General features: G+C 67.8%; 15 protein-coding genes. 11 read left to right on the top strand and 4 right to left on the bottom strand.

What is annotated here, in order from left to right; translation table 11 throughout:
- Positions 1-32: 32 nt before the first annotated feature.
- Positions 33-863, bottom strand: coding sequence for a VacJ family lipoprotein (locus RHOFW104R8_RS00725; protein ID WP_068092595.1), 831 nt, complete (start codon positions 861-863; stop codon positions 33-35).
- A gap of 199 nt (positions 864-1,062) precedes the next feature.
- Between RHOFW104R8_RS00725 and rpoZ the strand changes: the two genes are divergently transcribed.
- The 4 genes from rpoZ to recG all read left to right on the top strand — a co-directional run bounded on the left by rpoZ (position 1,063) and on the right by recG (position 6,361).
- Complete coding sequence (gene rpoZ / locus RHOFW104R8_RS00720; protein ID WP_068092597.1) at positions 1,063-1,353, top strand: DNA-directed RNA polymerase subunit omega; 291 nt, start codon at positions 1,063-1,065, stop codon at positions 1,351-1,353.
- 127 nt (positions 1,354-1,480) lie between these two features.
- Positions 1,481-3,646, top strand: a complete 2,166-nt coding sequence (locus tag RHOFW104R8_RS00715) for a bifunctional (p)ppGpp synthetase/guanosine-3',5'-bis(diphosphate) 3'-pyrophosphohydrolase (protein WP_068092600.1) — start codon at positions 1,481-1,483, stop codon at positions 3,644-3,646.
- 134 nt (positions 3,647-3,780) lie between these two features.
- Positions 3,781-4,164 carry a RidA family protein gene (locus tag RHOFW104R8_RS00710; RefSeq protein WP_068092601.1) on the top strand — a complete coding sequence of 128 codons (384 nt, stop codon included), beginning with the start codon at positions 3,781-3,783 and terminating at the stop codon, positions 4,162-4,164.
- Positions 4,165-4,246: 82 nt separating this feature from the next.
- The gene (gene recG, locus RHOFW104R8_RS00705; protein ID WP_068092604.1) at positions 4,247-6,361 is read left to right on the top strand and encodes an ATP-dependent DNA helicase RecG; all 2,115 of its coding nucleotides are present in this window, start codon (positions 4,247-4,249) and stop codon (positions 6,359-6,361) included.
- A 9-nt stretch (positions 6,362-6,370) separates the two neighbouring features.
- On the opposite strand, the gene RHOFW104R8_RS17195 is transcribed toward recG, so the two are convergent.
- On the bottom strand, positions 6,371-6,625 hold the full coding sequence (locus RHOFW104R8_RS17195; protein ID WP_153021675.1) for a hypothetical protein: 255 nt from the start codon (positions 6,623-6,625) through the stop codon (positions 6,371-6,373).
- Between the two features lie 38 nt (positions 6,626-6,663).
- Between RHOFW104R8_RS17195 and RHOFW104R8_RS00700 the strand changes: the two genes are divergently transcribed.
- The 3 genes from RHOFW104R8_RS00700 to RHOFW104R8_RS00690 all read left to right on the top strand — a co-directional run bounded on the left by RHOFW104R8_RS00700 (position 6,664) and on the right by RHOFW104R8_RS00690 (position 9,503).
- A complete protein-coding gene (locus RHOFW104R8_RS00700) occupies positions 6,664-7,599 on the top strand; it encodes a nucleoside hydrolase (protein WP_068092608.1) in 936 nt (311 codons plus the stop codon).
- 80 nt (positions 7,600-7,679) lie between these two features.
- Complete coding sequence (locus RHOFW104R8_RS00695; RefSeq protein ID WP_068092612.1) at positions 7,680-7,934, top strand: type B 50S ribosomal protein L31; 255 nt, start codon at positions 7,680-7,682, stop codon at positions 7,932-7,934.
- Positions 7,935-8,207: 273 nt separating this feature from the next.
- On the top strand, positions 8,208-9,503 hold the full coding sequence (locus RHOFW104R8_RS00690) for a citrate synthase (RefSeq protein ID WP_068092616.1): 1,296 nt from the start codon (positions 8,208-8,210) through the stop codon (positions 9,501-9,503).
- 78 nt (positions 9,504-9,581) lie between these two features.
- Here the strand turns inward: RHOFW104R8_RS00690 and RHOFW104R8_RS00685 are convergent, their stop codons facing one another.
- Together RHOFW104R8_RS00685 and RHOFW104R8_RS00680 are read right to left on the bottom strand one after the other, a co-directional pair.
- Positions 9,582-10,253, bottom strand: coding sequence for a hypothetical protein (locus tag RHOFW104R8_RS00685; RefSeq protein WP_068092618.1), 672 nt, complete (start codon positions 10,251-10,253; stop codon positions 9,582-9,584).
- A 59-nt stretch (positions 10,254-10,312) separates the two neighbouring features.
- Entirely contained in the window at positions 10,313-12,841 is a 2,529-nt protein-coding gene (locus tag RHOFW104R8_RS00680; protein WP_068092621.1) for a penicillin-binding protein 1A, read from the bottom strand.
- 289 nt (positions 12,842-13,130) lie between these two features.
- Here RHOFW104R8_RS00680 and RHOFW104R8_RS00675 point away from each other — a divergent pair, with 289 nt between their 5' ends.
- From RHOFW104R8_RS00675 to RHOFW104R8_RS00660, 4 genes are read left to right on the top strand one after another with little or no spacing between them, the layout of a single operon-like run.
- Positions 13,131-14,156: a pilus assembly protein PilM gene (locus RHOFW104R8_RS00675; RefSeq protein ID WP_201028757.1), complete on the top strand. Its 1,026-nt coding sequence runs from the start codon at positions 13,131-13,133 to the stop codon at positions 14,154-14,156.
- Positions 14,156-14,896, top strand: a complete 741-nt coding sequence (locus RHOFW104R8_RS00670; RefSeq protein WP_068092626.1) for a PilN domain-containing protein — start codon at positions 14,156-14,158, stop codon at positions 14,894-14,896. The genes RHOFW104R8_RS00675 and RHOFW104R8_RS00670 overlap by 1 nt, the downstream gene beginning before the upstream one ends.
- Complete coding sequence (locus RHOFW104R8_RS00665; RefSeq protein WP_068092630.1) at positions 14,893-15,546, top strand: type 4a pilus biogenesis protein PilO; 654 nt, start codon at positions 14,893-14,895, stop codon at positions 15,544-15,546. The genes RHOFW104R8_RS00670 and RHOFW104R8_RS00665 overlap by 4 nt, the downstream gene beginning before the upstream one ends.
- Entirely contained in the window at positions 15,546-16,091 is a 546-nt protein-coding gene (locus RHOFW104R8_RS00660) for a pilus assembly protein PilP (RefSeq protein WP_068092634.1), read from the top strand. Before RHOFW104R8_RS00665 ends, RHOFW104R8_RS00660 begins: the two co-directional genes overlap by 1 nt.
- Positions 16,092-16,139 lie beyond the last annotated feature (48 nt).

Raw genomic sequence — 16,139 nt, 5'->3', positions numbered from 1 at the left:
TTTTCATATCCATGGCCGTGCCCCGGATGCTCCTAGGGCTGCTTGGTTGCCTGGCCCGGATGCTTGTTTTCCCACTGGTGCTGCTGTTCCAGCAGCTGCTCCGGGTCGAAATTCTGATCGTTCAGGCCCTGCATCTGCTGGATGACTTCGAGCGGCGGGTTGCCATCGTAGATCTTGTACAGGCGCTGCTGCCGGTAGGCGTCGCGGATGAATACGTAAGGATCGTAGGCGGATTGCAGGAAGCTTTCCGCATCGATCGCGCGCGAACGCAGGGTCACCAGGTAGATCGCCGTCGGCAGGTACTGCAGGCCGTTGTAGTGGTGGTTGTGGGCGTACAGGGTCAGCGGGTCGAAGAAATAGCTGTCGACCGGGGCCTGCCAGATGTCGCGCACGGTACTCGGGCCCAGGAACGGGACCACCAAGTAATCGCCTTCCGGCGCACCCCAGCGCGCCAGGGTGATGCCGAAGTCGTTGGATTCCAGCGGCAGGCCGAGCTGGCTGGCCGGATCGAAGAAGCCGCCGATGCCGAGCGTGAGGTTGACCAGGAAGCGGCCGGTGCTCTGCAGCGCCTGCTTCGGCCGCGCCTGCAGCAGGTCGTTGGCAACCGTGATCGGCATGCGGATGTTAGTGAAGAAGTCGCTGAACGAACGGCGCACCGGCGGATTGGTCACCTTGCGGTAGCCCATGGCGACCGGGCGCACCACCGCCTTGTCCAGCGTGTCGTTGAATTTGTACGCGCTGCGGTTGTACTTCTCCAGCGGATCGTCGGTGCGCGGCTTGGCGATCGTGCAGCCGGCCAGCAACGCCAGCGCAAGCACCGGCAACCAGCGGCGCAACAGGGGGAATCGAAGCTGTGGGGTCATTGGCGCAGAGAATTCGCGTCGGGGGGAGACAGTTAAGTGTACTGTCTGGTTTTATATCCTGCACGGCTTTCGGCGTGCTTTCCCGGGCACTGCCGGTTCGTGGCCAGCCCGCCATCATACGCGCGTGCTCATTGCCAGCAAAGCACCTGCTGGCTACACTGCAAGACCACATAAGTCATTTATTCCCTGAGGATTTCACATGGCACGCATTACCGTCGAAGACTGCCTCGAGGTGATCGACAACCGTTTCGAGCTGGTGCTGATGGCGACCAAGCGCGCACGCCAGCTGGAAAAGGGCGCCGAGCCGGCGGTCAATCCCGATCACGACAAGCCGACCGTGCTGGCGCTGCGCGAAATCGCCGCCCGCCGCATCGACCAGGCTACCATCGACCAGATCGACAAGGCCGAGCGCGAGCGCGCCGAGCGCGAGGCGCTGGAGTGGGCCGCGGCCGAGGTGGACGACGACCTTTCCAAGGGCGGCGACGACTGATGGATGGCGGCCGCTGTAGCACGCGCATCCGCCGCGCCGGCGCGTCCGGCGCGACGGCCTGCGCGCGCCTTGCAGCCGCATGCCCTGCCTGCCGCGAGGTAGGCGCCTGAGCAGGCGCCGGCAACCGATGACTGCGGCCACCCCCACCGCCACGGTCGACCTGTCCGCGCTGCCGCCGTACGTGCTGGCCCTGAAGGAACGCATCGCCTACCTGCCCGAGGCGCAGGTCGAGCGCGTGCTGCGCGCGTTCCAGCTTGGCGCGCAGGCGCACGCCGGGCAGGAGCGCAAGAGCGGCGAGCCTTACATCACCCATCCGGTGGCGGTGGCCGGCATCCTGGCCGAGCTGGGGCTGGACGCCGAGACGATCATCGCGGCGATCCTGCACGACACCCTGGAGGACACCGAACTCAGCCGCGAGACCATCGCCGAGGAGTTCGGCGAGGTGGTGGCCGAGCTGGTCGACGGCGTCACCAAGCTGGACAAGATGCGCTTCGGCAGCCGCCAGGAAGCCGACGCGGAAAGCTTTCGCAAGATGCTGCTGGCGATGGCGCGCGACATCCGGGTGATCTTGATCAAGCTGGCCGACCGGCTGCACAACATGCGCACGCTGGGCGCCAAGGATGCGGATTCGCGCCACCGCATCGCGCGCGAGACGCTGGAGATCTTCGCGCCGATCGCCCAGCGCCTGGGCATGAACAAGTTCAAGGCGGAGCTGCAGGACCTGGGCTTCCGCGCGCTGTACCCGGACCGCTACCGGGTGATCAGCGAGCGCATCCGCGCCGCGCTCGGCAACCGTCGCGAGGCGATGGGCAAGATCGAGGCGGCGCTGTCCGCGCGGCTCGCCGCCGAGCACCTGCCGGCGATGGTGGTGGGCCGGATCAAGTCGCCGTGGAGCATCTATTCGAAGATGCGCGGGGACCACAAGAGCTTCGCCCAGCTGATGGACGTCTACGGCTTCCGCGTGGTGGTCGACAGCGCGATGAGCTGCTACATGGCGCTGGGCGTGGTGCACGCGCTGTACAAGCCGGTCGACCGCCGCTTCAAGGATTTCATCGCGATTCCCAAGGCGAACGGCTACCAGTCGCTGCACACCGTGCTGCTGGGGCCGTTTGGCGCGCCGATCGAGGTGCAGATCCGTACCGCCGAGATGGACTCGGTGGCCGAGCGCGGCGTCGCCGCGCACTGGGCCTACAAGACCGACTCGGGCCCGGCCAACAGTGCGCAGGCACGGGCGCGCGAGTGGCTGTCCTCGCTGGTCGACAGCTCGGCGAATACGGTGTCCTCGTCGGAGTTCATCGAGAACGTCAAGATCGACCTGTTCCCCGACGAGGTCTACCTGTTCACCCCGCGCGGCGACATCCTGTCGCTGCCGCGCAACGCTACCGCACTGGACTTCGCCTACGCGGTGCACACCGACGTGGGCGACCACGCGGTGGCGGCGCGGGTCGACAAGAAGCTGCTGCCGCTGCGCACGAAGCTGGAGTCGGGCCAGCTGGTGGAGATCATCACCGCGCCGTCGGCGGTGCCGAACCCGGCCTGGCTGGAGGTGGTGGTCACCGGCAAGGCGCGCACCGCGATCCGCCAGTACCTGAAACACCTGCAGCACGAGGATGCGGTCGACTTCGGCCACCGCATGCTCGACCGCGCGCTGGACGCGCAGGGCAGCAGCCTGGACGGCATCCCGCCGGCGGTGCTGGACCGTTTCCTGGAAACCTCCAAGCTGAAGCGGCTGGAGGAATTGCTGTCCGACATCGCGCTGGGCAACCGCATGCCCGACGTGGTCGCCAGCCAGTTGCTCGCCTCGCGCGGCAGGAAGGCCGGCAAGCCGCAGGCATCCGCGCACGCGCACGAGAAGATCCGCATCACCGGCGCCGAGCGCGGCGTGCTCAGCTTCGCCAATTGCTGCCATCCGCTGCCGGGCGACGAGATCATCGGCTACCTGTCCTCGGGCAAGGGCATCGTGGTGCACCGCGAGGAGTGCCCGAACGTGATCGAGCTGCGCAAGTCGCCCGAGCGCTGCGTGGCGATCGAATGGGACCGCGACGTGCAGGGCGACTACCGCGCCGAACTGCGCATCGAGGTGATCAACCGCCCCGGCGTGCTGGCCACCGTGGCCGCCGCGATCGCCGCCGCCGACTCGAACATCGAGAACGTGGAATACGTCGAGCGCGACGCCGCCGCGGCCACCTTGCTGTTCGCGCTGGAAGTGAAGAACCGCAAGCACCTGGCCGACGTGATCCGCCGCGTGCGCCGCACCGGCGTGGTGAGCGGGGCGTATCGTTATCCTTTGTGATTCGGGATTGGGGACCGGGATTCGTGCATAGCCTCGACGTGCCGGAATATGTGCACGCGAGCCGTGACACGGTAATCTTCCCGAATCCCGAATCCCGAATCCCGAATCCCGAATCCCGAATCCCGAGGCCATCCATGTCCCGCAGCATCATCTCCACCGAACAGGCGCCGGCCGCGATCGGCCCGTACTCTCAGGCCGTGCGTGCCGGCAATACCGTGTACTTCTCCGGCCAGATCCCGCTGGATCCGGCCACCGGTACGCTGGTCGATGGCGACATCACGGCGCAGACGCGGCGTGTGTTCGACAACCTCACCGCAGTGGCGGCGGCGGCCGGCGGCTCGCTGGCGCAGGTCGTGCGCGTGGGCATCTACGTCACCGACCTGGCGAACTTCGCCGCGGTCAATGCGGTGATGGCCGAGTACTTCCGGCAGCCGTACCCGGCGCGTTCCACCATCGAAGTGTCCGGCCTGCCGAAGGCGGCGCAGGTCGAGGTCGACGCGGTGATGGTGCTGGACTGAGTTCCATGAGCGCCGCGCGCCGACACCGGCTGTCGGCGGGCGGCTTACGACAGGAGACGGTGCTCGGTTAGGCTTGCAGGCCATGGCCACCCGCACCATCCGTCCTTCTCCCGCCATTGACGTCGACCCGGGCCTCACTCCGGCCGGCGCGCTGCCGGGCGTCGGCCCGGCGCTGGTCGCGGCGCTCGCCCGGCTGGGGCTGGAGCGGGTGCAGGACCTGTGGTTCCACCTGCCGCTGCGCTACGAGGACAAGACCCGGATCACCGCGATCGCCGACCTGCGGGTGGGCGAGCGGGCGCAGGTCGAAGGCGTGGTCGAGGCGGTCGAGCGCGGCTTCCGCTATCGGCCTCAGCTGAAGGTAGCGATCGGCGACGCCAGCCGGCAGACCCTGCTGCTGCGCTTCTTCCATTTCAACCGCGCGCAGGCCGAGCAACTGCTGCCGGGCACGCGGCTGCTCTGCTACGGCGAAGTGCGCCACGGCGCGCAGGGCCTGGAGATGGTGCATCCGAACTACCAGCGCCTGGACGGGGATGCGGCGGCCGCGGTCGACGAGTTGCTCAGCCCGGTCTATCCGACCACCGAAGGCCTGGGCCCGAAGCGGCTGGCCGGGGTGATCGGCAAGGCGCTGGCGCTGCTGCCGCCGGCCGCGCAACTGGAGCTGATTCCCCCGGAGTGGTGTGCCCGGCACGGGCTCACCTCGCTGCGCGACGCGCTGCTGTACGTGCACCGTCCGCCGCCGGACGCCCACCTGGGCCAGCTGATGCTGGGGCGGCATCCGGCGCAGCAGCGGCTGGCCTTCGAGGAACTGCTGACCCAACACCTCAGCCTGAAGCGCATGCGTGCGGCGGTGCGGCGGCGGCGTGCGCCGGCGCTGGGCGGTACCGACGAACTGCGCCGGCGGCTGCTGGCCGGGTTGCCGTTCGAGCTGACTGCGGCGCAGCGGCGCGTCGTCGCCGAGGTCGTGCGCGACCTCGCCGGAGTGCGGCCGATGCTGCGGCTGGTGCAGGGCGACGTCGGCAGCGGCAAGACCGTGGTGGCCGCGCTGGCGGCGCTGGCGGCGGTGGAATCCGGGTACCAGGTCGCGCTGATGGCACCGACCGAGCTGCTGGCCGAGCAGCATCTGCGCAACTTCCGCCACTGGCTGCAGCCGCTGGGCATCGAAGTGGAGTGGCTGGCCAGCAAGGTCACCGGCAAGGCGCGCAAACAGGCGCTGGCGCGGGTGGCCGCAGGCGCGCCGGTGGTGATCGGCACGCACGCGCTGATGCAGGAGGGCGTGGCGTTCGCGCGGCTCGGCCTGGTGATCGTCGACGAGCAGCACCGTTTCGGCGTGCAGCAACGATTGGCCCTGCGCGACAAGGGCAAGGATGGGCAGCTCGTTCCGCACCAGCTGGTGCTGACCGCCACGCCGATCCCGCGCACGCTGGCGATGAGCGCATACGCCGACCTGGACGTCTCGTCGGTCGACGAACTGCCGCCCGGACGCACGCCGGTGCAGACCATCGCGATCTCGAACGCGCGGCGCGCCGAGGTGATCGAGCGCATCCACGCCGCCTGCGGCGAGGGCCGCCAGGTGTACTGGGTGTGCACGCTGATCGAGGAGTCCGAGCAGTTGCGCGCGCAGGCGGCCGAGGTGGCGCATGCGGAATTGTCCGCCGCGCTGGCCGGTTACCGGGTCGGCCTGATCCACGGCCGCATGAAGCCGAAGGAAAAGCAGGCGGTGATGGATGCGTTCGAGGCCGGCGAACTGGCCGTGCTGGTGGCCACCACGGTGATCGAGGTGGGCGTGGACGTGCCGAACGCCAGCCTGATGGTGGTCGAGAACAGCGAACGGCTGGGCCTGGCCCAGCTGCACCAGTTGCGCGGCCGGGTCGGTCGCGGCGCGGTGGCCTCCAATTGCGTGCTGCTGTACCAGCCGCCGCTGGGCCAGCTGGCGCGCGAGCGGCTGCAGGTGATGCGCGACACCAACGACGGCTTCCGCATCGCCGAGAAGGACCTTGAACTGCGCGGCCCGGGCGAGGTGCTGGGCACCCGCCAGACCGGCCAGCTCAGCTTCCGCATCGCCGATCTCGCCCGCGACGCCCACCTGTTGCCGGCGGTGCAGCAGGTCGGCGAGCACATGCTGGCGGAGCACCCGCGGCAGACCTCACAATTGATCGAGCGCTGGATCGGCGGCGCAGCACGCTACGCACATGCGTGATTTTTGCGATCATCCCTGATTGCGAAAAAATCGCCCGGAGCGATTTTTGACATCGCGCCAGCGATGGCCCGAACGGCGGCCGCCAAGGATGGTGGTCGCAAGATCAAACGGGCGGCCATCCTTGGCCGCACTTTTCAATGTTTTTGCAATCATCCCTGATTGGATTGCGAAAAAATCGCCCGGAGCGATTTTTGACATCGCGTCAGCGATGGCCCGAAGGGCGGCCGCCAAGGATGGTGGTGGCAAGATCAAACGGGCGGCCATCCTTGGCCGCACTTTTCAATTCTTGAAATTATCCATCCATGAACAAGCCGCAGCTCCTGATCGACACCGACCCCGGCGTGGACGACGCACTGGCGATCCTGATGGCCTACGCGCACGCCGACATCGCCGGCCTCAGCATCGCCGCCGGCAACGTGGGCCTCGGTCATACCGTGCGCAATGCTCGCACCCTGGTCGACCTGGTCGGCGCGGCGACCCCGGTGTTCGCCGGCTGCGCCACGCCGCTGGTGCGCGCGCCGGACGAGGACGCCGCCTTCGTGCATGGCCAGGACGGTTTCGGCGACGTCGGCTTCCCCGCGCCCGCGGCTGCGCTGGCCGACGAACCGGCCGCGCTGGCCCTGCTGCGGCTGACCCGCGAGCGGCCGGGCGAACTGACCCTGGTGGCACTGGGGCCGCTGACCAACCTGGCACTCGCGTTGCGGCTCGATCCGGCCTTGTCCGAACGGGTGGCGCGGCTGGTGGTGATGGGCGGTGCCGTGACCGGCCACGGCAACACCGGCAGGGTGCCGGCGGAGTTCAACGTCGGCTTCGATCCGGAGGCGGCGCACGTGGTGTTCGAGGCCTTCCCCACGTTCGACCTGGTCGACTGGGAGGCCACCCTGCGGCACGCGTTCGACGATGCCGAATTCGACGGCTGGCTGGCGGCCGGCGACCGGCGTGCGGACTTCTTCGGGCGCATCGTGGCCACGGCCCGCCGCTACAACGCGAAGCACGGCCGCCACGGGCTGGTCGCCGCCGATGCGCTGGCGATGGCGGTGGCGCTGGATCCCGCGATCGTCACCCGCCGCGAGACCCGCGCCGTGGCGGTGGAGCTGGACGGCCGGCTAACCCGCGGCGCCACCGTGGTCGACTGGAAGGGCCGGCTGGGCCGGCCGGCCCGGGCGAACATCGTGCTGGAGGTGGACCAGGCCCGCTTCGCCGCGATGGTGCGGCGCGCGCTGGGCGCGGCGGGTTGAGCGCGTGGGCCATCGACTTGCGGCCATGACCGCTTGCCCGTTACAATGCCGCTCTTTTCACCACCGCTTTAGAGCCAGCCATGAAGCCTGACATCCATCCGAAGTACGTCCCGGTGGTGTTCCAGGACCTGTCGTCCGACTTCGCGTTCCTGACCAAGTCGACCATGTCCAGCAAGGAAACCATCAAGTGGGAGGACGGCAACGAGTACCCGCTGATCAAGGTGGATATCTCCAGCCATTCGCACCCGTTCTATACCGGCAAGCAGAAGACGCTGGACGTCGGCGGTCGCGTCGACAAGTTCCGCCGCCGCTACGCGGGTTCCGCCAAGGAATAATCGACGTCGGCGGCCCTGGCCTGCGATGGCCGGCCGGATCCGATTCCAGACACGGGGCGAGCGCAGGCTTGCCCCGTGTTTTTTCGTGCCCGGCCTACGACCATTCGCCATCGAATGTGTCGGCGGCCTTGTGCGATAATGTCCGGCGAACCGGCGCCAAGGCGTCCGTTGCGTCGCACGCTTTCCCCGGCATGCGGCACCAGGCATTCCCCCGTCGGACGGCACCGACCCTGTGGTCGCCACCGATGGCGACCCACATGTAAGGAGGTTTCCGTGTCCGACCCCAAGATCGTCAAACTGGTGGATGAGTCGAGCAAGCGCAGCAGCGAGCTGCCGCTGGTCAGCGGCACGCTGGGGCCGGCATGCATCGACATCGGCACGCTGTACAAGGATACCGGCCACTTCACCTACGACCCTGGCTACGGCTCGACCGCCAGCACCAAGAGCGCGATCACCTACATCGACGGCGACCAGGGCGTGCTGCTGTACCGTGGTTATCCGATCGAGCAGCTGGCCGAGAAGTCCAGCTTCCTCGAGGTGGCCTACCTGCTGCTCAACGGCGAGCTGCCGAAGCCGGCCGAGTTCGCCGCGTTCGAACACGACGTCTCGCATCACACGATGATGCACGAGTCGCTGAAGAACTTCTTCCAGGGCTTCCACCACGACGCTCACCCGATGGCGATGCTGGCTGCCGCGGTGGCCTCGCTGTCGGCGTTCTACCACGACGATCTCAACGTCGAGGATCCGGCCGACCGCAAGATGGCCGCGATCCGCCTGATCGCGAAGATGCCGACGATCGCCGCCGCCTGCTACCGCTACTCGATCGGCTGGCCGTTCCGTTATCCGCGCAACAACCTGGAATACGTCGACCGCTTCCTGCACATGATGTTCGAGGTGCCGAGCGAGCCGCTGCAGATGACCCCGGTCGCCGCCAAGGCGCTGGACCTGCTGTTCATCCTGCATGCCGACCACGAGCAGAACGCCTCCACCTCCACCGTGCGCCTGGTCGGCTCCACCGGGGCGAACCCGTACGCGTCGATCGCCGCCGGCATCACCGCGCTGTGGGGCCCCGCGCACGGCGGCGCCAACGAGGCGGTGCTCAAGCAGCTGCAGGAGATCGGTTCGCCGGACAAGGTCGAGACCGCGGTGCTGCGCGCGAAGGACAAGAACGACAGCTTCCGCCTGATGGGCTTCGGCCACCGCGTATACAAGAACTTCGACCCGCGCGCGAAGATCATCCGCGAGATGTGCCACAAGGTGCTGGCCGAGCTGGGCGTCAACGACCCGCTGCTGGACGTGGCGATGAAGCTGGAAGAGGCGGCGCTGAAGGACGAGTACTTCGTCGAGCGCAAGCTGTACCCGAACGTGGACTTCTACTCCGGCATCATCTACAAGGCGCTGGGCATCCCCACCGAGATGTTCACCGTGATGTTCGCCATCGCGCGTACCGCCGGCTGGATCGCGCACTGGATCGAGCAGCACGAAACCCCCGGGTCGCGCATCGGCCGCCCGCGCCAGGTCTACACCGGCGCCAACGTGCGCGATTACGTGCCGACGGCCAAGCGCTGAGCGCCGGCCTGCCCTGAGGCGAAAAAAACGCCCCGGCTTCGGCCGGGGCGTTTTTTCGTGGGGCGGATCGAAGCGGGCTCAGCGCAGCGCAGCACTCAGCCGCCGCTCGAAGTCGGTGGCGGATTCCTCGTCCAGCAGGGCTTCCACCTGCGACAGCGAGGCGCGGCGCATCGGCCTGTCGTCGGCGCGGTCCAGCGGGGCCCGGCGCAGCGCGTCGCGCGGCAGCACGGTCAGGTCGAACGGCAGCTCGTCGGCGGCGAACAGCAGCACCGGGTATTCGGGCTGCTCGTCGCGGCCGTAGCGCAGCCGGCGCACCTGGGTCTCGATCGGCACGCCGCGCTCGCGCAGGTACAGCACGACCGCCTCCGGATCGTCGCTGTACACGTGCAGGCAGACCGCCGAATGCGCATCGGCGGTGCCGTCCAGCACCGCGCCGACCAGCCGCGGCTCGAACGGGGCGAGGAAGCGCATCGCCTCGACCGCCGCCTCGCGCCGCTGGCGCAGCAGCTGCGGCTGGCTGTCGGCGAGGAACAGCCGCTGGTGCTCGCGCAACGCCTGCTCGATCTCCAGGTTGCGCGGCAGCGCCTGCGCATCGAGGATGCCCAGCCGCTCGGCGGCCTTCAGCTTGGCGTGATGGAAATCCCGGATGCCGTGCTCGCTCATCAGCCGTGCGGCTTCCTGGGCCACGCGCAGGCGGTTGCGCTGCGCGCGGTCATGCGCGTGGATGCGGTGGTGGTCGCCTCGGGACATAGCGCACTCCTCAACGATGGGTGAGCGACGGCCGGGGCGGATCTCGCCCCGGAGGGGCATCAGAAGATGTCGTAGGCGTGCTGCTGATCCTGCTCCTTCTGCTGGGCCGCCTGGCTGCGCAGCCGGTCGACGTCTTCCACCTTGAACATCTCGTTGATGCCGTCCGGATCGCCCGCCGCGGTGGGCAGGCCGCTGTTGCGGTTGATCAGTACCGTACTGATTCCCGGCGGCATCGGCAACGTGCTCGACGGCAGGCCCTTCAGCACCGCGCCGGTGTACTCCATCCAGATCGGCAGCGCCGCCTTGGCGCCGAACTCGCCGCGCCCGAGCGAACCGTAATCGTCGAAGCCCACCCAGACCGCGGTCGACAGGTCGCCGTTGAAGCCGACGAACCAGGCGTCGCGATGGTCGTTGGTGGAGCCGGTCTTGCCGGCCAGGTCGTCGCGGCCCAGCGCGCGCGCGGCCGAGCCGGTTCCGCGCAGGATCACGTCCTTCATCAGCGAGGTGACCAGGTAGTCGTTGCGCGTGTCGATTACTCGCGGCGCGAGCACCGGCGGCGCGTTTCCGCCGTGCACGTCGGCCGGCAGCACCGCCTCGCCGACGCCGTCGACGCTGCTGGATTCGGCGGGCTCGCCGGCGCTGCCGGCATGGGCCAGGTTGTTGGCAGGGGTGGGCGTCATGTCCGCCGGCGGCGGCCCGGGCGGGCGCGTGTCGAGCAGGCGCTCCTGGCAGTTGCGGCAGGCGCGCGCGGGGTTGGCCACGTATACCGCCTTGCCGCTGCGGTCGTCGATCTGGTGAATGAAGTACGGCGTGACCAGGTAGCCGCCGTTGGCGAATACGGCGTAGCCGCGCGCCATGCTCATCGGCGACACCGAGGCGGTGCCCAGCGCCATCGACAGGTTGGCCGGGATCGCGTCCTGCGAGAAGCCGAAGCGGGTGGCGTATTCGCGCATGTAGCGCACGCCGACGGCGTCGAGCAGGCGTACCGAGACCAGGTTCTTCGACTGCACCAGCGCCTCGCGCAGGCGCATCGGCCCGGCGAACTTGTCGTCGTCGTTGGACGGTGTCCAGATGCCGTTCGGGCGCGAGGGGTCGGGCAGGGCGAGCGGCGCGTCGTTGATGATCGAGGCCGGCGTGAAGCCGCGCTCGAACGCGCCCGAATACAGGTACGGCTTGAAGCTGGAGCCGGGCTGGCGCGCCGCCATCACGGCCCGGTTGAACTTGCTGCGCACGAAGTTGAAGCCGCCGACCAGCGCCTGGATCGAGCCGTCCTCCGGATTGATCGAGGTCAGCGCCGCCTGCGCCGCGGGGACCTGCGCCAGCTGCCATTCGCCCTTGCCGTCGCGCGACAGCCGGATGATGTCGCCGCGCTTGAGCACCGCGTCGACCTTGGTCGGCGCGGCGCCCACGCGATCCTCGTTGATGTGCGGCCGCGCCCACTGCATCGCGGGCAGGTCGAGGATCACGCTCTCGCGGCTGGACAGGTAGACCGTGGCCTGCTTCGTGTTGCTGGCGGTGACCAGGCCCGGCTGCATGCCGGAGACGCTGCCGTAGCCGGACAGGACGCGGTCGAAATCCGCCTCGCCCGCGTCGGCGGGCAGGTCCTGATGGGCCTCCGGCCCGCGCCAGCCGTGCCGGCGGTCGTAGGCGACCAGCCCGTTGCGCACGGCTTCCAGGGCAGCCTGCTGGCGCCCGCTCGGCACGGTGGTCCAGACCACGTAGCCCTCGGTGAGCGCATCGTTGCCGAAGCGGTCGAGCACCTGCCGCCGCACCATTTCCGCGAGGTAGGGCGCGTCCACCTCGATCGGCTGCTCGTGCGGATAGGCGCGGTTCGGCTCGGCGATCGCCTGCTCGTAGACCGCCTTGGTGACGTAGTCGTGCCGCAGCATCTCGCCCAGCACCCAGTTGCGCCGTGCGAGTGCGCGCTTCGGGCTGTTGATCGGGTTGACCGCCGAGGGCAGCTGGAAGGTCGAGGCGATCATCGCGCATTCGGCCACGCTCAGCTGGTCCAGCGTCTTGCCATAGTAGTACTCGGCCGCCGCGGCCACGCCGTAGGAGCGGTGGCCGAGGAACATCTTGTTGAGGTACAGCTCGAGGATCTGGTCCTTGCTCAGCTCATGCTCGATGCGCAGCGCGATGAAGATCTCGGTGAGCTTGCGCGAGTAGAGCTTCTCCGGACTGAGGAAGAAGTTGCGGGCGACCTGCTGGGTGATGGTGGAGCCGCCGGGACCCTTGTCGCCGCCGGTGACGACGACGTGCCAGCCGGCGCGCGCGATGCCGTGCCAGTCCACGCCCGGGTGGTGGTAGAAGTCCGCATCCTCGGCCGACAGCACGGCGTGCTTGAGCCGGTCCGGTACGTGCTCGATGCCCACCGGGATGCGCCGGGTCTCGCCGAAGGTGGCGATCAGCTTGCCGTCGGCGCTGAGCACCCGCAGAGGTACCTGCATCGGATAGTTCTTCAACTCGGCTACCGAGGGGAGCCGGGGGGCAATCAGCCAGTACGCCACACCGACCGCAAGAACTGCCAGGAGCAAGCCGGAAAACGCCAGGATCAGGACCCAGCGCAACAAACGTCGGAAAATTTGCATGGTGTGGGGGATAGCGAGACCTGAGTCAAAACATGGCGGAGTATAGATGTAGCAGTATTTGCCGCACTGAGGCGTGATCCGCCAAAGCAAGGGTCGGGCCAGCGCAGGGCCGATGGCGCAAATGTGGCCGACATCACGCCAATTACTTGAGAAAGTTCCTGTAGGCCGTTGCCATTGCGTCAATTTTTAGATTTAATGCCATTGCGCACCCCGCCAGGATCCTGGTCATGGGCGTCAGCGGCAAGGGGGAAACACCGTGGGGCTCTTTACACCGAAGAAGCCGGCGCTGATGGGTGTCGACATTAGTTCGACTGCCGTCAAGCTGCTGCAGCTCAGTCAGGCGGGCGGCCGTTATCGCGTGGAGCATTACGCGGTCGAACCGCTGCCGCCCAATGCCGTGGTCGAGAAGAACATCGTCGAGGTCGAGGCGGTCGGTGACGCGATCCGCCGCGCGCTGGCGCGCTCGGGATCCAAGCTCAAGCATGCGGCGGCAGCGGTGGCCGGGTCGGCCGTGATCACCCGCGTCATCCCGATGAGCGCCGATCTTTCCGAGGACGACCTGGAAGGCCAGATCCAGGTCGAGGCGAACCAGTACATCCCGTACCCGATCGACGAGATCAGCCTCGATTTCGAGGTGCTCGGCCCGGTGCGCGACAGCCCCGACATGAACAACGTGCTGCTGGCCGCCTCGCGCACCGAGAACGTCGACATGCGCGTGGCCGCGCTGGACCTGGGCGGACTCGCCGCCTCGGTGGTCGACGTCGAGGCGTTCGCGATGGAGAACGCCTTCGCGATGATCGCCGACCAGCTCAACGTGGGCCGCGACGCGCTGGTGGCGGTGGTCGACATCGGCGCCACCATGACCACGCTGTCGGTGCTGCGCAACCAGCGCACGATCTACTCGCGCGAACAGGTCTTCGGCGGCAAGCAGCTCACCGACGAGATCATGCGCCGCTTCGGGCTCTCCTACGAGGAGGCCGGCCGCGCCAAGCGCAAGGGCGGCCTGCCCGAGTCCTACGAGACCGAGGCGCTGGAGCCGTTCAAGGAATCGCTGATCCAGCAGATCAGCCGCCTGCTGCAGTTCTTCTTCGCCGGCAGCGAATTCAGCAAGGTTGACCAGGTGGTACTGGCCGGTGGTTGTGCCTCGATCGAGGGGCTCGGCCCGATGCTGGAGGAGCAGCTCGGCGTGTCCTGCATCGTCGCCAATCCGCTGGCCCGCATGTCGCTGTCGCCACGGGTACAGGCACAGTCGCTGGCGCAGGACGCCCCCGCATTGATGATTGCGGTCGGCCTCGCCTTGAGGAGCTTCGACTGATGGCACACGTCAATCTACTTCCGTGGCGCGCCGAGCGCCGCAAGCAGCGCGAGCGCGAGTTCTACATGCAGCTCGCCGCCGCCTTCGTGGTGGGCCTTGGCGTGCTGCTGCTGTGGATCTTCTGGATGGACCAGCGCATCGACAACCAGAACGAGCGCAACACGTACCTGCAGACCGAGATCAAGCAGCTCGACGTGCGCATCGCGAAGATCAAGGATCTGGAAAAGGTGCGCGAGCACCTGCTGGCGCGCAAGCAGATCATCGAGCAGCTGCAGGCCGACCGCTCGCAGATGGTGCACCTGTTCGACGAGCTGGTGAAGACGATCCCGGCCAGCGCCCGGCTGAGCGGACTGAAGCAGAACGGCCAGTCGATGTCGCTCGACGGCGTGGCCCAGTCCAACGCCAGCGTCGCCGAATACATGCGCAACATCGAGGGCTCACCGTGGATGGGGCATGCCGACCTGCGCAAGACCGAAAACACCCATAACGGCAGCCGCATGCCGTACGTGTTCGGCCTGAACGTATTGCTGAACAAGCCGAAGGCCGACGAGAACGACGCCGGCAAGACCCCGGTGCTGCCGGCCGGCAGCAGTTCCGGCGCGGCTCCCGCGGTGCCGGCCTCGGTCGCCGCAGCGGCGAAGGCCGTCGTCGCGCCGGCGAAGCCGGCCACGACGGCGGCGCCCGCGACGGAAGCCAAGCCGGTGAGTGCGGCCGCCGCCAAGGGAGGTGCCGGATCATGAGTTTCCTCCACGATATCCGGAACCTCGACCGCAACAACGTCGGCGGCTGGCCGCAATCGGTCAAGATCTTCTTCACCGCGCTGCTGCTCGGCGCCGTGCTGCTGGTCGGCTGGTATTTCTTCGTCAGCGGCCAGCAGGACAGCCTGAAGGCCCTGGCCGGCAAGGAAGACCAGCTCAAGCAGGAGTTCTCCACCAAGCAGGCGAAGTCGGTCAACCTCGAAGCGCTGCAGCAGCAGCTCGACGAGATGCAGGACATGCTGCGCCAGCTGCTGCGCCAGCTGCCCAGCAAGACCGAGATGCCCGAGCTGCTGATCGACATCTCGCAGACCGCGCAGGCGGCTGGCCTGGAGAGCGACCTGTTCCAGCCCGGTCCGGAGACGCCGAAGGACTTCTACGCGGAGAAGCCGATCGCGTTGCGCTTCACCGGCACCTACCACCAGTTCGGCACGTTCATCAGCGGCGTGGCGTCGCTGCCGCGGGTGGTGATCCTGACCCTGCACGATGTCTCGCTGACACCGAAGTCGCCGGGCAAGGACGGTACCGCGAGCGGCCAACTGGTACTGCAGGGCACCGTGAAGACCTACCGCTACCTGGATGACGAAGAGAGCGCCGCCGCGAGCAAGGGCAAGAAGGCCGGGGGGGCGAAGTGATGAAGAAGTCTGCTGCCATCAAACCCGCCCGGATCCTGCGACTGGCGCTGCTGCTGGGTGCCGCGCTGGTGCTGGCCGGCTGCACCCGCGGCATGTCCGACCTGCGCGCCTGGGTGGCGCAGGAAAAGGCCAAGAAGGGCGCGCCGATCCAGCCGCTGCCGGTGATCAAGACCTTCGAGACCTTCACCTACAACGACCAGGACCGGCGTGATCCGTTCAGCCCGAGCACGGCCGAACTGGACAACAACAGCAACGCCGCCAGCGGCCCGCGTCCGGATGCCAACCGGGCCAAGCAGCCGCTGGAACTGTTCGCGCTGGACAGCCTGAAGATGGTCGGCACCGTCGGTACCGGTGCGGGCATGGAAGTGCTGGTCAAGGATCCGGGTGGCGTGATCCACCGTGTCCATGTCAACGAGTACATGGGCCAGAACTACGGGCACATCACGGCAATCAGCGAAGACCACATCGACCTGGTCGAGCTGGTGTCCAACGGTAATGGTGGCTGGATGGAACGTCCCGCCAGCATCGCGCTCGACGCGAAATAGGAAACACAGGGGCTGATGCAATGACCAACCATATCCAATCCGTCCGGG

Source organism: Rhodanobacter sp. FW104-R8 (assembly GCF_001617365.1).
GTDB lineage: Bacteria > Pseudomonadota > Gammaproteobacteria > Xanthomonadales > Rhodanobacteraceae > Rhodanobacter.
Note: the sequence above shows the minus strand (reverse complement) of the source record. Positions and strands in the feature narration are given on the sequence as shown.